Genomic DNA, 16539 nt, shown 5'->3' with positions numbered 1-16539 from the left:
AAAAAAAATGCCAGCCTTGAGTAAGACTGGCCTAATGAACAAGTGGTACAGGAAGAGGGATTTGAACCCCCGACCGCCTCGGTGTAAACGAGATGCTCTACCGCTGAGCTATTCCTGCTTTCACTTGCGTCGTGTTGCCTCGCGGCGACGGCGGAAATATGCATAGTCTCAGACGCCGCGCAAGAGAAAAAGTATACATTTTTTGAAAAAAATGATCAGTCATTATTTCGCAGTACTATTCCATCCTTCACGACTCATTGGTATTTAGAAAGAACAGTTCAACTCTTGCCTCCTCGTACATATGCCTTATCACAAAGCCTATGCAATCAGTTGAATTCGACCTCGACGGCACACATCGCGATAAAGCCTATAGCATTTTAGCAGGAGTCATCACCCCTCGTCCCATTGCCTGGGTGACCACAAAAAATGAAGACGACTCAACCAACGTCGCTCCTTTTTCTTTCTTTAACTGCTTCGGCTCGTGTCCACCACTTGTCATTTTTGCTCCAGGTAACAAAGAACCCGGCACCCCCAAAGACACCGCGCGCAATATCCGTCGGCAAAGAGAATTTGTCATCCACACCGTCGACGCCACAGTCGCCGAAGCTATGTGCCAAAGTTCTGCTAGCCTGCCATACGGACAAAGTGAGATCGACACCAACCAACTCACTCTGGTTAACTCCAGCAGCATCTCCACTCCACGCATCGCGGAAGCCCCCGTCGCCCTCGAATGCACCGAACACAGCACCATCGAGATTGGCTCCAACCGTCTCGTCCTTGGCATCGTTCATAAAGTCCATGTGCGCTCCGGACTTATGGACCCTGACTCCTGCCGGATCGACCAGAGATCCTACCAACCAATCGGCCGCATGGCTTCTCCGGACTGGTACTGCAACACCGAAAAACTCTTCAAAATGTCGATCACTTAGTCATTCTTAACTATCCATTGACATAAAGCAGTTAGACATTAAAGCTCCCACCCCTCCATACCTAAGGAGCAATCTAACTAATCTATGAATAAACCACTCATTGCCGCAGCAGCTCTAACGACCACTACAATCTGCGTACAGGCACAAGACGATAACCAAGTAGACTCTTTTAATCTCTACGGAGCCTATTCAGCAGGTTACCTCTTCGAAACCGAAGAAGCACTCCACACACTCCGTCTTGGTGTCGAACACGTATCGACCTTCTACTATCTCCAACTCGGCACCTACAGTGTCGACCTTCCGTCCGACTCAGACCTCGAGTCCTTCACGGTCTCAGCAGGTGTCACGGGCCGCCGCGAATTTGCAAAAAACTTCGTAGGCTACATTGGTGGCAGTCTTGGAATCCTCAATGCTGAAGGCTCTGAAAGCCACAGCAAAGACGATGATACAGTCTTCTATGCAGATGCTGCGGCTGGCTTTGAGCTACTTGTCAGTGAAAATGTAAGTTTCAATACCGGCATACGCGGAGTCTACGCAGAAGACGCTAACATCTTCGATTACCAAGGTGGCGTCTACGGAGCTGACGGACTCGATGAGTCATTCGACATAGCTGTCGAACTCGGCATTATTGTCCGCTTCTAACGAGCCCTTTCTTCTCACCTCATCTTTAGGCGTAGCTTCTCAAGCTACGTCTTTTTTTGCGTCCTGACACCATTGAATCAAATAGGCCAGCGCGGTAGAACTAGACAAAAGACCATGAACTACCACCTCAGTACTCATGTCAACTACAGCAAAGCCCCACCCTGCCTTCACTCGCCTACGGCAATACCTATCATAACCTAGGCTAGAGCTATGTCAGTCTAGCATCACCCCGACACACAACCACACTTGGCTGAAGGCCTAGCCTAATAGAAACAACCACAGATCACACACCTCACCACAGAAAAAAAGCCCATAGCTAAGGCGCTATGGGCTTTAAAAACATTGAATTCTAAACCTTTAAAATTCGTAATTCTATAAAACTCTCTCATTTTACATAAAACTGAAGCCACATGGACTAATATTGTACTAATTTAACGTTCGGCTAATTTGAGATTCAGCCCGACAATTTTCGAAGGTTGTACTAATTCCTCTGCCCTTACATTTAGAACTCCAGCTATAAGATCAATTGGAAGTCTCAAATCCTCAACTATTCTAGAAGAACGCATTCCTCCCTTGTCCGTAATAAGCCTCCACGCATTATTCAAGAGACGAGGCTGCTCAAATGGAATTTTGTCATCCAATGGCTCAGACTTTCTATAACCCTTTGAAGAAATTTGTATAAATAACCTCTTTTGGTCTGCTGCACTTATTAAACCAAGAGTGTTAGCCCTCACAATCATAGCTTGCATTGATACAAGCCATCTAGGCTTAAGAGATTCAAACGACTTCAAAGTCGCTTTATATACCTCGCCCCCAAAGGTTCGCCTAGGCATCAAGAAAGCTGAAGCGAATGCATTTGCCTCCTTCTCCACCCTCTTTAACACAGCAGGCTCCGCTAATTCTCTCTGAGAAACACTGCTGTGCATGAGAATATGTCCCAATTCGTGAGCCGCATCAAACCTAGATCTAACAGAAGATATCTTATCATCTCCGAGAAACACAATTGGAACTCCATTCACATATTGCGAGACCGCATCAAGTTTTGCATTAGATGATTTCTGCCTAACAACTGCTATACCTTTAGACTCTAATAAATCTACCATGTTGGAAATCGGACCATTACTCAACCCCCAGTGAATACGTAAGTTTGCAGCTAAGGTTTCTATTTCATCAAGTGTAAGCCCTTTTTGATTACAGGTACATTCTTCAATTCTCGAGCAAGTACACTTTCTAGACAACTGATCATTTGGCAAGTCCAGCTCGGGAAAGGTCACGTAGGAAGACAGCCAAGAGTATACTTGGAAAATCCAGCTTGTCTCTTGAGAACGAATAGCTTGCTCTTTCTTTGTTCTAGCACTCAACTGAGACCTAAAAAAAGTAGTCCCTCGCTGCGTAATTTTGGTGAAGTGCGCCCCAGTAAAATATGACATAGGAAAGCCTAATTCACTTGCAATCTTTATCAAAACCTCTGGATCTGGCACTCTGACACCAGCCTCATAATTTGATATTGCTTGGGGCGTAACTTTTACCTTTCTAGCCAGCTCAGCCATCGAAAAGCCAAGACCAGCTCTCACCTCAGTCAGTCGAGAAGGTATAAATTCTATGTTTTTGTTTGGTAAGTCCATAACTTAGGAAGTCTTTTCCTCTTCGTCGCCATCATTCACGCGAAGCTCAACATTACCCAAGGTAATTTTCTCAATCGGAGCCACTTCATTAGACTTATCAGCAGTTTCGTCAAGGTCTACATTATTGGCGAATAAGGCAATGTTAGCACCGAAAGATCTCGCCACAGTCTCACCAGCCTGAGTTCCCAAAAGAATAAGCTGGGCAAAACGCGAAGAAGCCTCCCCATATGCCATCACCAAATTAATAAGCCCTGTATCACCATCAGACAGCTCTACCTCAGCTTCGGGAAACAGTTCAGGAAACAGCACCTCCTCCTTCATTGAGGCAGCACGAACCGAACGGTACTTTGAATGCTTCGGTAGCTGGTCTAATTTTGAAGCATGAGCGAAAGTCACGGAATACCCATCCACCCTATAATCAAGATACTTAAGTCCTGAGTTCCCAGCATTCCGCCATTCTACAGAACCTCTAATTTTATTGAGACTCACAGCATCGTACACAGCATTCTCAAGGGCGTGCCAACGCACATTACCAGCTAGATAAACTACATTAGGACCACAGATATCTCTGTTCTCCATCAAGAATTGATCCTTGCGATCATATGCAGACTGAATCAGCTCAAAGAGCTGCGCCGCGACATCTGCTGGAAACTGATTTACGAGTTGTTTGAAGGAACAAGAATTAGGGGCATTCGATTTCATGAACACAATATGTTGCATTTTTGTTAATACTACAACAATTAATTGCGTAACTCCCGCTACAGGAATTGCACAGTTTAACGCAACACGCTAATGTAGAAATATATACAAAAAATATAAATTTCATTTTTTGAATATTCAATGAAGCCTCCCTCTCCCCCATTTATCAAATTTTTACTCCTCGCGCACCTCTGACTAAACCAAAGGGTACTTGAGCCTCTTACCCAAAGCCCCAATTTGACTCTGAGCGTTACAAGTTACCAAACTTGACACACATCTCAAACAAAATCAAAGGTTAAAAGGTAGTTCGAAAAGCAACTCTGAGTAACTTTAAGCCAGTAAAGTAACTTACAAAGTAGCCAAAAACGACTTTTTGTTTGCTTTCAAATTACAAATGTAGTCCTGGACGAAGGATATGGCTTCACACACAAACCAGCGTTTACCTGTTAAGACCATGAACAAATACGTTGCCTACTATCGCGTCAGCACTGCCCGTCAGGGGCAAAGCGGACTCGGCTTGGAAGCTCAGCAAGCAGCCGTGCAAGCTCATTTAAAAACGACAGGTGCTGAATTAGTGGCGGAGCTCATCGAGGTCGAAAGCGGAAAGAAGACCAAGCGCGTCCAGCTCGACGAAGCCATGAAGCAATGTAAGAAGAAGAAAGCCACACTTCTGATCGCAAAACTTGATAGACTAGCGAGGAATGTGCATTTCATTTCAGGTCTCATGGAAAGCTCCGTTGAGTTCCTAGCCTTGGATATGCAACACGCCAACCGCCTCACTATTCACATTATGGCGGCTGTGGCGGAAGATGAAGCCGCAAGAATCTCAGCTCGAACCAAAGCAGCTTTACAGGCAAGCAAGGCAAGAGGAACCGAATTAGGAAAGAACGGCAAGAAGCTGGCAGCTCAGAACCTCCAAGCCGCCAAGAAGCGAGATGAAAGAGTCATTCCATTAATCCATAAGCTTCAGGACAAGGGGATAAAAACGCTGTCAGGCATAGCTAGGGCATTGAATGGGCAGGGAGTCAAAACTACCACTGGTAAAGAATGGCATGCAATGACAGTGAAAAGACTTCTAAAACGAAATGTCAACCCCACTCCTCATTGACGAGCCCCCTGCAACCATACTCTTTAGATCTTGAATCTCATTGAGGGTTATTGCATTAGTGAAGGAGTCGTACATAATCAAGTTCCTCCCACCATGTCTAAAAGCTATAATTCTCTGGTTAGCGAAAAAATTCTACCGCTCTCAGTCGCTGCCAATCTTTCCGAAGCGTTCACAGAATGGAAATTTACGGAACACACAATAGATCATGAGTCGGCAACTGAAGAATGTGGACTTTGCTCACAAAAAGATCTCAGATATCACTTCGAAATCGAAAATGAACTGACCTCTCACAAGCTCATGGTCGGCTCTAGTTGCATTCTGAAATTTGATGTTAAAGTTTTCGAAGACGGCGAGTTACTAAACAAGCAAGATACAAGGCGTAAGCTCAACAAACTCATAGAACGGATGCATCAAGAGTCCTGTTTTAAGGCTTTAGAGATGGTACTGGAAGAGGAAGATAACCCAATCCTAAGAAACGCTTTGTCCTACTATAAAAAGAACAAGTACTTTACACCGAAATTTGCATTCGTCGTGTTATGGAGGCTCAACACGAACCAAATCAATCACAACCCTAGTTACTTCAATGTCAAGCTAAACAAGGACAGCTACAAGAGAGACTTGGAAAAAATGAATGAGTTCAGAGTACATACAATTTGGAAATCCCTGTCTTCTTCACAAAGGGCATTAGCTGAGCGACTCGGGCATAAACCGCCAAAGTCTTTATAATCACTCGCCCTGTACTTTTCTAGAGCGACGAGGACACAGTTGTCCTAAGCAAGGCTGCAAAGGACAACAGCTACACCCGACTTTCTGTCGCGGACGGAGGTTGTCTATGAGCTGAGACTCAAACGATGAGGCGGCTAGACCCTACAACTAGCTCATCTTATCCCAACAAATGCCCGACACACTCTGTGCATCGCGTCTTATTTCTTCCTGTTTCGGACTATCACAGGAACCGCTTGCGAACCAAATGGCTCACTCCCCTTCCTAAAGGGTTCTAAATCAAGGGCGCAAAGTCGTTTTATCGAATCCGTGACCGCATGGTTGTAGAGAAATATGTCAGACGCTCTACTCGTCTCATTTTTTGTGGCGCTACTCTATAGCATCCATATCTTCTATCACTCTTGTGACCCTACGACGAGCGATACCAGCTAGGCGACGCTGCGCCCTCTCCTCTAACTCCTCGTCATTCTCAATCTCCAGTAACGCCTCAGACAAACGCTTAACGCTACACCTAGCACGCTGAATACGATCAGCATGATACAACTCACGGTCTTCTCCATGAAGATCTTCCATAGATTTTATATCTTTCATACATAGTATTACAGAAATCCATATGTTTTGTGAAACGTGTGCCGCACTTTTTTTGTGTTTTCTTCAAACACATGCGACATCCCATTTCAGCACACTCTCCACTTGCTCAACGTCGAGTCTTTAGATCTATAATGTCATAGTACGCATTTGGATCAAATTTCCAATTCCGCTCACCGAGAACAACAGGAAGTATCGTCTCATCCTCGACTAACAATCTAAGAGCATATCTTGAAATGCCCCATTCCTCACACGCTTCCTTAGTTGAGAGAAGCCCTCTTTTTACTCCGCCGTGGCGGTCGCTACTACTTATTTTCGCCATGCTGTCGAGCAAGGTCTCGAACCTTGTTCGCCCCGCTCTTGTCACCAAGAGTGGCGCTCGACATATTAAAATACTCTATTTGAGTATGCCACGCATTATAACACAATTTTCGCCAGAGTCAAGAACTTTTGTGTTGACATACTCAATTTTCACTATCTCCAAAAACATCAACTACAGGCTTATCGATAAGATCAACATAATGACGCTCTGTGGTGATGATAGATTTGTGTCCCAGATATTTCGACGCAACATGGATTCCCTCAACACGCAGCACTTCACTTCCAAACTGCTTTCTCAACATGTGAATGAGCTTATTGTCGTGGCTATCTTTACCCACCCCCTGCTCCTCTAGCCACTTGATTACTGAAGTCATGTCAGAGAACAACCGACTTTGCGTGTTCCCTCCTCGCTCACATGGAATCAACCATTGTGTATCGGGTGTGTAATCAGATGAAGCCTCTCTTAACTCAAACAGCTTTTTCGCCAATTCTGGAGGTATCGGAATACTCCTCCCCTTCCCATTCTTCGGAGTCCACCCACCCACAGGGCTCACATCACACCAATACTCCTCATCTACATTTCTCAGCCAACTGACTTGCGCATGCTCAATCTCAGCCCTCCTCAAACCAATACCTAAAGCCATTTTCACAATCATCGCTTGAGAACTAGGAAGCTTCTCACACCCTTTCCCAATTTCCTTTTGCTTCTCTATCGAGAAAGGCTTGTACGGCTTAATCTCCTCCTTCAGCAACTTATCATCCGCAAATGGGGTCGTCATCTGGATGCCCTTACCCGCTAGAAACTTCAAGACATCATCACGAAAGAGAGAACGCACTGCCCTCATTCTATTGTTCAGGGTAGCATTCGCAGCTTCCCCAACCTTACAGATATCATAGAAGCTCTTCCCTTCAAAATCTTCGATGTGCTCAATCTCGGCATAGCTCGCCACCTGCTTCAAGCGGTGAAAGTAACTCTCGGCTGTCGATTGTTTCACAGGGCTTGGGTTCTTGCTTGGCAAATTGAACTCCTCGTACAGCCGAATGAATTCCTCAATAGTCGTCTTAGTGCCACGCTTCTTGATCCGCTCCCCCAATGTCTTTGCAACAGCTTCATCCCAATCGTAGGTCTCCAAGAACCCATTCAGCTTGTTGATCCGATTCTTTGCCTTCTTAAGATCATCCGTCTTCAAACGGACTGAACGCTGCTTCCCCTCCCACATTCGACGATACCGATACGAGGCACCGTGAAAATCCAATCCTTTGACACCAGTTTCCTTTTTAGCAGCCATACTGAACACTTATGCCACATCCTCCAAACTAGTCCAAACACAAAATCTCTAGTCCATTTGGACAGATTCCCGAATTACCCCACATCCTATCGAACTACTTTGGACTAACACCATCCCAACAAAAAAGAGCCTCAATCCTCTATACTAAAGGGATTGAGACTCCATGAAACCGTTTCGAACCAGATTGAACCAGTTCTAACTATAGTCCAATTTTAGAATTCGTAATCGATATAGAAGTTAAACTGCCCCCCCTTGTCCGCACGCTCGTCAGGCATCTCTAGAGGAAACGCGTAATCCAGCGCAATCGGCCCGAATGGAAGGTTCATACGCAAACCAACTCCGATATCAGAATAATACTCACCGATATCAAAATCCCAACTATCTAAACTTACGAAACCAGCATCGTAAAACGCAGCGCCTCGCACTGAAGAAATCACAGGGAATGACCACTCCACAGTCGCATAACCAGACGAATCACCGCCGTAAACTTCTCCTGTGCCTTGCGGAGAATCATAGTCGCGTGGACCCACATCACGATATTCAAAACCACGAAGGTTTCTCGCTCCACCGAGGAACTGGCGGTCGTAAATTGGAGTCTCTCCACTAGATGTTTCAACCATTGAAATGTTACCGTTCACTTCAAGAATGGAATCAAACCATAAGTTCCAGAATTTAGAACCTGTCAGGCTAAAGATAAAGGAATCGGTATCCCCCCCAAGAGCACTAACAACAGCTGTAGCTCCCACGTCAATTTTGTGCCCACTACGTGGCGTCTGTAGTGCATCTCGGCTATCCCATACATAATTTAAAGAAATTGCTGGACGAGTGAATTTACCACCAAACTGTTGGAACACAGAAGTGTCAGGAACATCATTTTCAACATCCACCTTAATTTTCTCCCAGCGCATCTCCCCACGAAGATAAGCAAAGCGACCGATTGGCTTACGCATGAACAGCGCTCCACCTACATTGCGTTGCTCATACTCGTCAGAAAGGTTTTGAGCTCCATGATAGAAAACTTCGCCACCAAGTGAAAGGCGTCGACCCAAAAACCACGGCTCTGTAAGCGAGAGACTAAAGTCCTGGGTTTCGGAACCCATCCTGAGATTCAAGCTCATACGCTGACCACCTCCACGGAATTTCCAAGGATTGGTAATATCAAAGTTTGTTTCTTCCACCGTGATGTAACCCACCACGCTATCAATCGAACTAAATCCGAGACCGAAACTCAACTGACCAGTCTGCTTTTCCTCAACTAACACGTTGATATCACGATACCCTTCTTGGTCAGATGGAGAGCCCTGCGCTACCACATTTGAGAAATAGTTTAAACCTTCGAGACGCTTACGGGTTGTTTCTACATCAACAGTATTAAAGTTGTCCCCTGGTTTGAGAGGGATCTCACGACGAATCACTTTGTCTTTCGTTTTATTGTTACCCTCGATCGTCACGCGTCCCACCTTATAAGGACGACCTTCAGTAACAGTGTAGGTGATATTCACCGTATTCTCACTCGCATACTGAATATCAGGATCCACGCTAGCATCAGCATAACCACGGGAACCATAATAGCTACGAATCGTGGTAATATCCTTACGCATTTTGCTAGCCGAAAAAGTATCACCATTGTTCAGTGTCAAAACGGGCATTAACTCCTGCGGTGAAAAGACTTTCATCCCACTAGTGAAACGAATCTGATTCACCGAATACTGCACACCTTCATAGATGTCCATTTCCAACTCAATCTTGCTCTTATCTCCACCAGTAAACAACTCAGTCAAGGAGCTCGATTTAAGCACGTACTCCACATTATCACCGGCTAAAAAGACAATATCACCATTCTCGTTCGGTTGTCTCACCATCCGTTTGAAACCAGATGTCTGAGCTTTCAAGTAACCATTATTCCGGTAAAAATCTAGGATTCGGTCTTCGTCCGCTTGCAACTCATTGACGTCAATACGCCCAGACTTCGTGATGAAAGATAATATATCCTTCTTCTTAGTCTCCATCTTCCTACGTAAGTCACCATCGGAAAATGCATTATTCCCATTAAACTTAATCGCTTTCAACACCAATGCCTCACCCTCATTAACCTCGAAAATCACATCACTGAACCCAGCTCGATCCGTCTTCTGCAATCGATGCGTCACATTAACATCTGAAAATCCATACCCTTGGTAATACTCCTCAATCTTCTTGCGTGCCTCATAGATCGCCACATCACTAATCGGCAAACCTGGCTTCAACTCAGTTTCCTTTGCCAACTTGCCGTCTGAAAACTCTTCATTCCCTGCAAAACCAACACCCGCCAACGCTGGACGTGTCATCACTTCAACAATCAATGTCATCCCAGAGCCAGACTCTTCACCAGACATCGTCACATCATCTACCAAACCAGAATTTACTAATGAGCGAATGTCATCATCTAGCTTCTCAGCACTAAAAGTCTGACCAGGCTTCACCGACATTAAGTTTCGAATCCGCGCCTCATCCACAGTTTTCGCACCTGCATAACGCACCTGTACGGAATTAATCTTCTTATCGGTGAAATCTTGCGCGAGCGCTATCGAGGCAATCCCTAGAAAAAGGGCAATGCAATACCTCAAAGAGGCTCGGAAAGACGAATGAACTTTGGTCATTGTTGAATAGATAGTTAAATTAGAAAACCTGAAATTTCAGAGGGCCGATAACAACCCCTCCCTAGCAGAAGGTCAAGGCGAATCACAATTCGCTTCAGGGCCCAAAAAGAACATTTCAGAGAAGAAATTTCATTTTTATCCACTTTCATCTTGCACAGCTCACAAGGACATGCTTCTTTGCGCCCGCGCTCAGCGCTAATCATTCTGCGTCCCGTTCGTCTAATGGTTAGGACTCCGCCCTTTCACGGCGGCAATAGGGGTTCGAATCCCCTACGGGATGCCATTTCTTTTTGAAGAAGTGCAATCAACAAAAAAGCTCATCAGCAATGATGAGCTTTTTTTATTTGGGCATGAGAATACTGTTCGGCTGTGATACCCTGCTCATTTTAAAATAAAAAGCCTCACCACTCACGGTGAGGCTTTTTATGTCTCATTTCTGGTCATTGTATAACCAGACCTTTAATTAGTCTTATACCACTCCTCGCCTTACGGAGCTAAGTAAGTCATCGACTCTACCCCTTCATCAGTATTCTCTGACTCACCGCCTAATCCAAATGGATGACTATTCCCGTCAATAAGTGTACCTCGAATTGTGAGTTGGCCTTCATCCACAAATTCAAACTCTCTAACAATGAAAACCTCCTCATTAGAATTAAAATCAACAGCAAAGCTATCAATCAATGTCTCAGCTTTAACTGCCTCTATGAAGGCATTCAGATCGTCCCGGCTATCGCTTGCGATAAGTGCATTCAGCTCATCTTCTGCCGAACCTCCTGGACCTACCACACTATTAAACTTAACTAGGGCTTCAGCCTCACTCAGACGATCGTCGATCAATGTCAACAATGGTGCTCCAGACTCTTTGTAAGCAAAACTTAAACCCTCCGCTCTCTCAGCACCAGCTGACAAATCGCCCTTCCGTGCATCTACATCTGTGATGGTAAACAGAAGAGTCTCACCTTCTACAAGAATCTCAAAAACACCTCCATCTACTTGGTTCAACACAATACAAAAATATACTTACTGCTGAACAATTATTCCTGTGGGGGCTCCAGGTCAGACAAACACTTAAATGGATTACACGAACAATATCTATCGATATAACTAGGGGCAATACAATTCACCCCCCACATATAGGGGGGGATGATAACATGAACGCACTTTTGCGAGTGTAAAGGCACCCTGATACCTATTACAACCACACATGCTTGCCTCCATATTTATGCAGTTATATGACTAAGATTTTTTATAAATTTGTCACCCAAACACACTCGTACGGCTCCAGCTCAACACACTGCATTCCCTCAGTAATTTTCGCTCCAGTAAGAAGATCGTACCAGCTCTCAGTTGCCACTAAATTCAATTCGACGATCGGAATCGATTGTTTCTTGTCTGAGATGTTGTGCAGCGCAAATACCGATTGGTCACGATTAAGGCTCGCGCGCCAGAAGGCGAAAACCTCCTTGCCAAAATGCAGGGTGTATTGTGTCGCATTCGGGTGGAAAGCAGGTTGCTTACGACGGATCTTGATTAACTCCCTCAGGGAATCAAACACCTTGCCATGATGGAGACTCGAATCTTCAAGCTTCTGCTTGAGTTCTTCGGCATCCCATTTGTGTCGATTGATCGCTCTCAACTCACCACTCTCAGCCACTCCTTGTGTATCATTTTCAGTACCTAACAAGCTGTGAATGTAAAATGCTGGAACACCTTCTAAGGCTAGCATGATTGTGTGCGCGCAGAGAAATCGCTCCACCTGCCACTGGTCCCTCGAGCCTCCAATTTTACCGGCCAAGGCACTAAACAGCGAAATGTTAGCCTCGTATGGTTTCAACTGACCATCGGGCATCTTGCGCATCGAAATCTCCCCACCGAAGGAGCATAGCGTATCAGTCAGCCCCTTCAATTCATCATCTGAAAGCAAACCTTCCGCTGGACGCAAGCCTATGCCATCATGTGATGCGATGAAGTTGAAATACGAACGGCCGCGGCGCGCTGGAGGCATCGACATCATCCATGTCTTCAAGTGCGTACAATCACCGCTCAGCATTGTATTCACCAATAGCGGCGGCAGCGAGAAATTATAGATCATGTGAGCCTCGTTATCATTGCCGAAGTATGAAAGATTCTCTTTGTTCGGCACATTAGTCTCGGTAATAATCACTGCTTCTGGCTCGAGCGTTTCTAAAACAAGTCGCAGTAATTTAATAATCTCATGCGTCTGATCTAAATGCACACAGCTCGTTCCAGACTCTTTCCACAAGAACGCGATCGCATCCAAGCGGAACACTTTGACCCCTTCTGCTAGATAACGGCGAATCACCCGGATAAATTCAATTAACACCTTCGGATTGCGGAAATTCAGATCCACTTGGTCTGCACTAAAAGTACACCAGACCTCCTTCACTCCATCAGCGGTCTCTACCGGAGTCAACAGCGGATGCGGCCTCGGACGAACCACCTGTGAGACATCCTCGTAATCTTCTCCTAACACAAAATAATCCGAGCCAGGATCTCTACCCTCTTTGAAATTCTTAAACCATTCCGATTCACTTGAGCAATGGTTAATCACCAGATCTGCCATCACTGTGAAGTCATTGCTAATTTCACGAATATCTTGCCACGAACCAAACTCCGGCTTCACCTTGTGGTAATCAACCACCGAGAAACCGTGATCCGATGTAAAAGGACAAAATGGTAAAATGTGTACTCCACTCGTCACTCCACGCAAATGAGTGCGTAACATGTGTTGTAGCGTGTGTAGCGGCTTCTCACCCTCACGCTTTATCGAATCTGCATATGTAATCGTGTAAACGTCATTCTCATCCCACTTATCCGCCACATTGTGCACTTCTACAGCAGCTTCTGTAAGTCCACCTTCTTCCATGATTTCGGAAGTGATCTCAGCAGCATTTTCTTCACCATAGACCATCTGCACATGTTGCTCCACACGCAGGCGCACTTGCTGAACTCGGGGGTGGTTAGCTTGGTCATAAGCTTTCCCACCAAACTCTCTCATATCTGCATCCACCGCTTCTAACAGCTCATCCATAATATCAGGGAACGCCGACTGAACACGATTCCAGCTCGGCATAAATGGAGTTTCCATCGATTTTTCAGGATCTAAGAACTCGTGACCTGCTTGCATCACATTTTCAGCAAATGCTTCTACCGCAAGACCCTCAGTGTGACGGTCATACTTCAGACCATTCATCACTGCATCATTGTGATAGCTATCTACCATATCCAGAGCAATACGGTAATACGTCGCCTTAATCGTACGGATGCGCTCAGGCGAAAAGACTTCACCCTGCGTCGCCATTTTACGGTACAAGGACTTCGCAATGTCACTACTCATCTTAGAAAGACCACGCGTCTTATCCTCTAACGACAAGTCTTGGTGCTTGTGGTCGTAGATATCAGCAATATCCACCTGGCAAATCTGATTGGTTGCGTAGTTGCGGTGCATCTCAGAAAGAGTGCCCATTTCCAAACCCCAGTCAGAAGGGATACGGATATCCTCAATCACATCGCGCGCTAAAGAAAATTCACCAGCAAGCGGATAACGGAAACTATCTAAGTAGTTCAGATAATCGTTTGCCCCACATACCTTCTTCAGAGTTCTCAATAATGGTGTCACTAACAAGCGACACACTCTCCCGTTCATCGAATTGTTGGCAACTCGCGCATAGTAACCTTTACAGAATTTGTAACTGAACGAAGGGTGCGCCACCGGATAGATCAGGCGAGCTAACATGTCACGCGAGTACGTTGTAATATCGCAATCATGCAAGGCTACAGCCTCTGCTTTCTCAGACGCAAGAACGTAACCAAACATATACCAAACATTCCTCCCTTTACCTGGCTCCTCAGGCGCGAGCCCTTTCTCTTGCAGCTTCGCATCTAGCTTGCGCAGGCGTGGTCCATCATTCCAAAGCACTTTTGGCTGCTGTGGTAAGCGGCTAAAAAAATCGAGCGCGTAGCGATATTGCTCTTCATTCGCTCTGTCCAAACCAATGATAATTTGATCAAGGTAAGGAACCTGCGCGATCTCATCGACAATCTTTGAGAGTGCTGGCCCTTCTAACTCTGAAAAAAGCGAAGGCAGCACCAGCGCCATCGGCTTTTTCTTAGAAAATTGTACAAGCTCATTCTCCAGATCCTCAAGAGGTCGGTCATTAAGCTGATGAAGTGTCGTAATAATTCCGTGTTGGTGAAAGTCGCCCATAATATCTAGAAGTTTTTAATAATGTTAGAAATAGCTTCGCCCCAACCTTTGGAGCCAGTTTGAACCGCATCGATGCGGTGAGAATTGTTCGGATCAACGCGAGGCCCATCTGCATGGGGAATCACTACGGCTATATCCGCAGCTTCAAGCATCGCCTTGTCATTTGCGCTGTCACCCACCGCCACGACCACCCATTCGGTCGTTGGCTCTGCTTGCTGATACAGCTCAGTTACCTTTTGCATGCCTTGCGCTTTGTCCACCGGCCCCATCAGATGGATAAATCGCCCACCTCGCAGCGCTTTCACTCCATGCTGCTGCATCTTCGCCATAAACACTTCCCACTCTTGATCTGTGTCGCGCCATAAAATCGGCTCTGTCGTATCGCGCTCCATCGCCTGCCTCGCAGACTCAGTGCTGAGCCCAGTGTGCTCAACCACCTGCTCTACCGACCAATCAGAAAAACCTTCAAACTGATATCCTTCACTGGCCCGCAAGCCATGTGCATACCTCAAAATCTCCTGCCGCGACATACCCGAAGACTGAGGGATGTAACCAAAAGCATCCGCCTCCCCCTCCGGAGCGATCACACTCTCCTTATGCACAGCAACCATCCCACCATTTTCAGCAACCACCGCATAACATTGCTCTAACTCATGCGCCAAAAAGCGCAATTCCGCGTAGGTTTTGCTCGAATTAGGCACCAGTGGGAAGCCATGCTCTTTTAACTCTCGAATCGCCTCTTTCGCACCATCATAGCCGTAATCCTCATCTAACAATGAGCTATCTAAATCAGTTACTACTAAAAGTTTCCGCGTCGTTTTTTGGGTCATGAGAGAGTTTGTGAATGAAATAATCAGCCACTCAGTAATCAACTAAGCAACTACCATACCAGCTTCCCATAAAACCTATGGGCGGCAAGAATTGATTCATGAAATCTCTGCCATACTAAATCGCGTTGACCAATGCCTCGTGACTGCTAAACCAAGCTCATGAGCCAAGCTCCCGCCAAAGAAGAAAACCCGTTGGTCAACATCATCATCAACGTACTCCTCCCCACCATCATCCTTAGTAAATTAAGTAAAGAAGGTGATGCCGTCTATCAGCTTGGCCCCACCCTCGCGATGGTCGTTGCGCTGGCACTACCTTTCGGCTACGGTATTTGGCATTGGGTCAAACATAAGAAACTGAACATCTTCTCCTGTGTCGGTCTCGGCGCCATTCTCCTCACTGGTCTCATCACCATCTTCCTCTGGAAAAGCCCAGAAGCGAAACCGCACGTCGCCCTCATTTTCGGCCTCAAAGAAGCAATCCAGCCACTCATCCTCGGCTCACTCTTCCTCATCACCCGCCGCTCTAGCAACCCACTTTTCCGAACATTCATCTACAACGACAGCATCTTCGACGTCAAACGCATCGAACAATCAGTCGCAGAAAAACAACGCATCTCAGAATACGATGGCCTTATCTGGAAATGCACCCTCCTCTTCTTCGGCTCCTTTTGCATCAGCGCTGTGCTTAACCTTGGCCTCTCATTCTATTTCCTCGGCGACCTCGAAGCCACAAACCCTGACTGGCGCACCGTATACAATGAACAAGTCGGCCGCATCACCTTTTGGGGTTTCCTCGTCATCGGTGCTCCTCTGATGATTGTCGCCTTCTACATTCTCTACACCATGGTCAATGGCCTTGAAAAACTCACAGGCCTCGACCGCGAAACTCTCCTCGTTCCCCGCTAGCATTCCCCCATT

General features: G+C 45.9%; 13 protein-coding genes and 2 tRNA genes. 6 read left to right on the top strand and 9 right to left on the bottom strand.

Features of this window, described 5'->3' with window-relative positions; all coding sequences use genetic code 11:
* Nucleotides 1-43: 43 nt before the first annotated feature.
* Nucleotides 44-118 (bottom strand) — tRNA-Val (locus tag ACFPK9_RS09905).
* Nucleotides 119-320: 202 nt separating this feature from the next.
* On the opposite strand from ACFPK9_RS09905, the gene ACFPK9_RS09900 reads away from it, so the two are divergent.
* Complete coding sequence (locus ACFPK9_RS09900) at nucleotides 321-929, top strand: flavin reductase family protein (RefSeq protein WP_377094721.1); 609 nt, start codon at nucleotides 321-323, stop codon at nucleotides 927-929.
* Nucleotides 930-1013: 84 nt separating this feature from the next.
* Entirely contained in the window at nucleotides 1014-1571 is a 558-nt protein-coding gene (locus ACFPK9_RS09895; protein ID WP_377094720.1) for a hypothetical protein, read from the top strand.
* 431 nt (nucleotides 1572-2002) lie between these two features.
* On the opposite strand, the gene ACFPK9_RS09890 is transcribed toward ACFPK9_RS09895, so the two are convergent.
* Nucleotides 2003-3196 carry a helix-turn-helix domain-containing protein gene (locus tag ACFPK9_RS09890; protein ID WP_377094719.1) on the bottom strand — a complete coding sequence of 398 codons (1194 nt, stop codon included), beginning with the start codon at nucleotides 3194-3196 and terminating at the stop codon, nucleotides 2003-2005.
* A 3-nt stretch (nucleotides 3197-3199) separates the two neighbouring features.
* Nucleotides 3200-3898: a hypothetical protein gene (locus tag ACFPK9_RS09885; protein ID WP_377094718.1), complete on the bottom strand. Its 699-nt coding sequence runs from the start codon at nucleotides 3896-3898 to the stop codon at nucleotides 3200-3202.
* Between the two features lie 451 nt (nucleotides 3899-4349).
* Here ACFPK9_RS09885 and ACFPK9_RS09880 point away from each other — a divergent pair, with 451 nt between their 5' ends.
* Nucleotides 4350-5003: a recombinase family protein gene (locus ACFPK9_RS09880; RefSeq protein WP_377094717.1), complete on the top strand. Its 654-nt coding sequence runs from the start codon at nucleotides 4350-4352 to the stop codon at nucleotides 5001-5003.
* A 93-nt stretch (nucleotides 5004-5096) separates the two neighbouring features.
* Nucleotides 5097-5729 (top strand): hypothetical protein, encoded by a 633-nt coding sequence (locus tag ACFPK9_RS09875; RefSeq protein ID WP_377094716.1) that lies wholly within the window; start codon nucleotides 5097-5099, stop codon nucleotides 5727-5729.
* A gap of 366 nt (nucleotides 5730-6095) precedes the next feature.
* Here ACFPK9_RS09875 and ACFPK9_RS09870 read toward each other — a convergent pair whose 3' ends face one another.
* The 3 genes from ACFPK9_RS09870 to bamA form a co-directional block, all read right to left on the bottom strand.
* Nucleotides 6096-6317, bottom strand: a complete 222-nt coding sequence (locus tag ACFPK9_RS09870; RefSeq protein WP_377094715.1) for a hypothetical protein — start codon at nucleotides 6315-6317, stop codon at nucleotides 6096-6098.
* A 461-nt stretch (nucleotides 6318-6778) separates the two neighbouring features.
* Complete coding sequence (locus ACFPK9_RS09865; RefSeq protein ID WP_377094714.1) at nucleotides 6779-7924, bottom strand: site-specific integrase; 1146 nt, start codon at nucleotides 7922-7924, stop codon at nucleotides 6779-6781.
* A 212-nt stretch (nucleotides 7925-8136) separates the two neighbouring features.
* On the bottom strand, nucleotides 8137-10563 hold the full coding sequence (gene bamA, locus ACFPK9_RS09860; protein WP_377094713.1) for an outer membrane protein assembly factor BamA: 2427 nt from the start codon (nucleotides 10561-10563) through the stop codon (nucleotides 8137-8139).
* A 208-nt stretch (nucleotides 10564-10771) separates the two neighbouring features.
* Between bamA and ACFPK9_RS09855 the strand changes: the two genes are divergently transcribed.
* Nucleotides 10772-10846, top strand: a tRNA-Glu gene (locus ACFPK9_RS09855).
* 203 nt (nucleotides 10847-11049) lie between these two features.
* Here the strand turns inward: ACFPK9_RS09855 and ACFPK9_RS09850 are convergent.
* The 3 genes from ACFPK9_RS09850 to ACFPK9_RS09840 form a co-directional block, all read right to left on the bottom strand.
* Complete coding sequence (locus ACFPK9_RS09850) at nucleotides 11050-11568, bottom strand: hypothetical protein (RefSeq protein WP_377094712.1); 519 nt, start codon at nucleotides 11566-11568, stop codon at nucleotides 11050-11052.
* Nucleotides 11569-11809: 241 nt separating this feature from the next.
* The gene (locus ACFPK9_RS09845; protein WP_377094711.1) at nucleotides 11810-14791 is read right to left on the bottom strand and encodes an alpha-amylase family glycosyl hydrolase; all 2982 of its coding nucleotides are present in this window, start codon (nucleotides 14789-14791) and stop codon (nucleotides 11810-11812) included.
* Between the two features lie 5 nt (nucleotides 14792-14796).
* Nucleotides 14797-15621, bottom strand: a complete 825-nt coding sequence (locus tag ACFPK9_RS09840; RefSeq protein ID WP_377094710.1) for an HAD-IIB family hydrolase — start codon at nucleotides 15619-15621, stop codon at nucleotides 14797-14799.
* A gap of 159 nt (nucleotides 15622-15780) precedes the next feature.
* Here ACFPK9_RS09840 and ACFPK9_RS09835 point away from each other — a divergent pair, with 159 nt between their 5' ends.
* Entirely contained in the window at nucleotides 15781-16527 is a 747-nt protein-coding gene (locus ACFPK9_RS09835) for a VC0807 family protein (RefSeq protein WP_377094709.1), read from the top strand.
* Nucleotides 16528-16539: the final 12 nt, after the last annotated feature.

The sequence above is a fragment of the Rubritalea spongiae genome, from assembly GCF_042652385.1.
Taxonomy (GTDB): Bacteria; Verrucomicrobiota; Verrucomicrobiia; order Verrucomicrobiales; family Akkermansiaceae; genus Rubritalea; species Rubritalea spongiae.
This window is presented reverse-complemented; position numbering and strand designations above follow the sequence as displayed.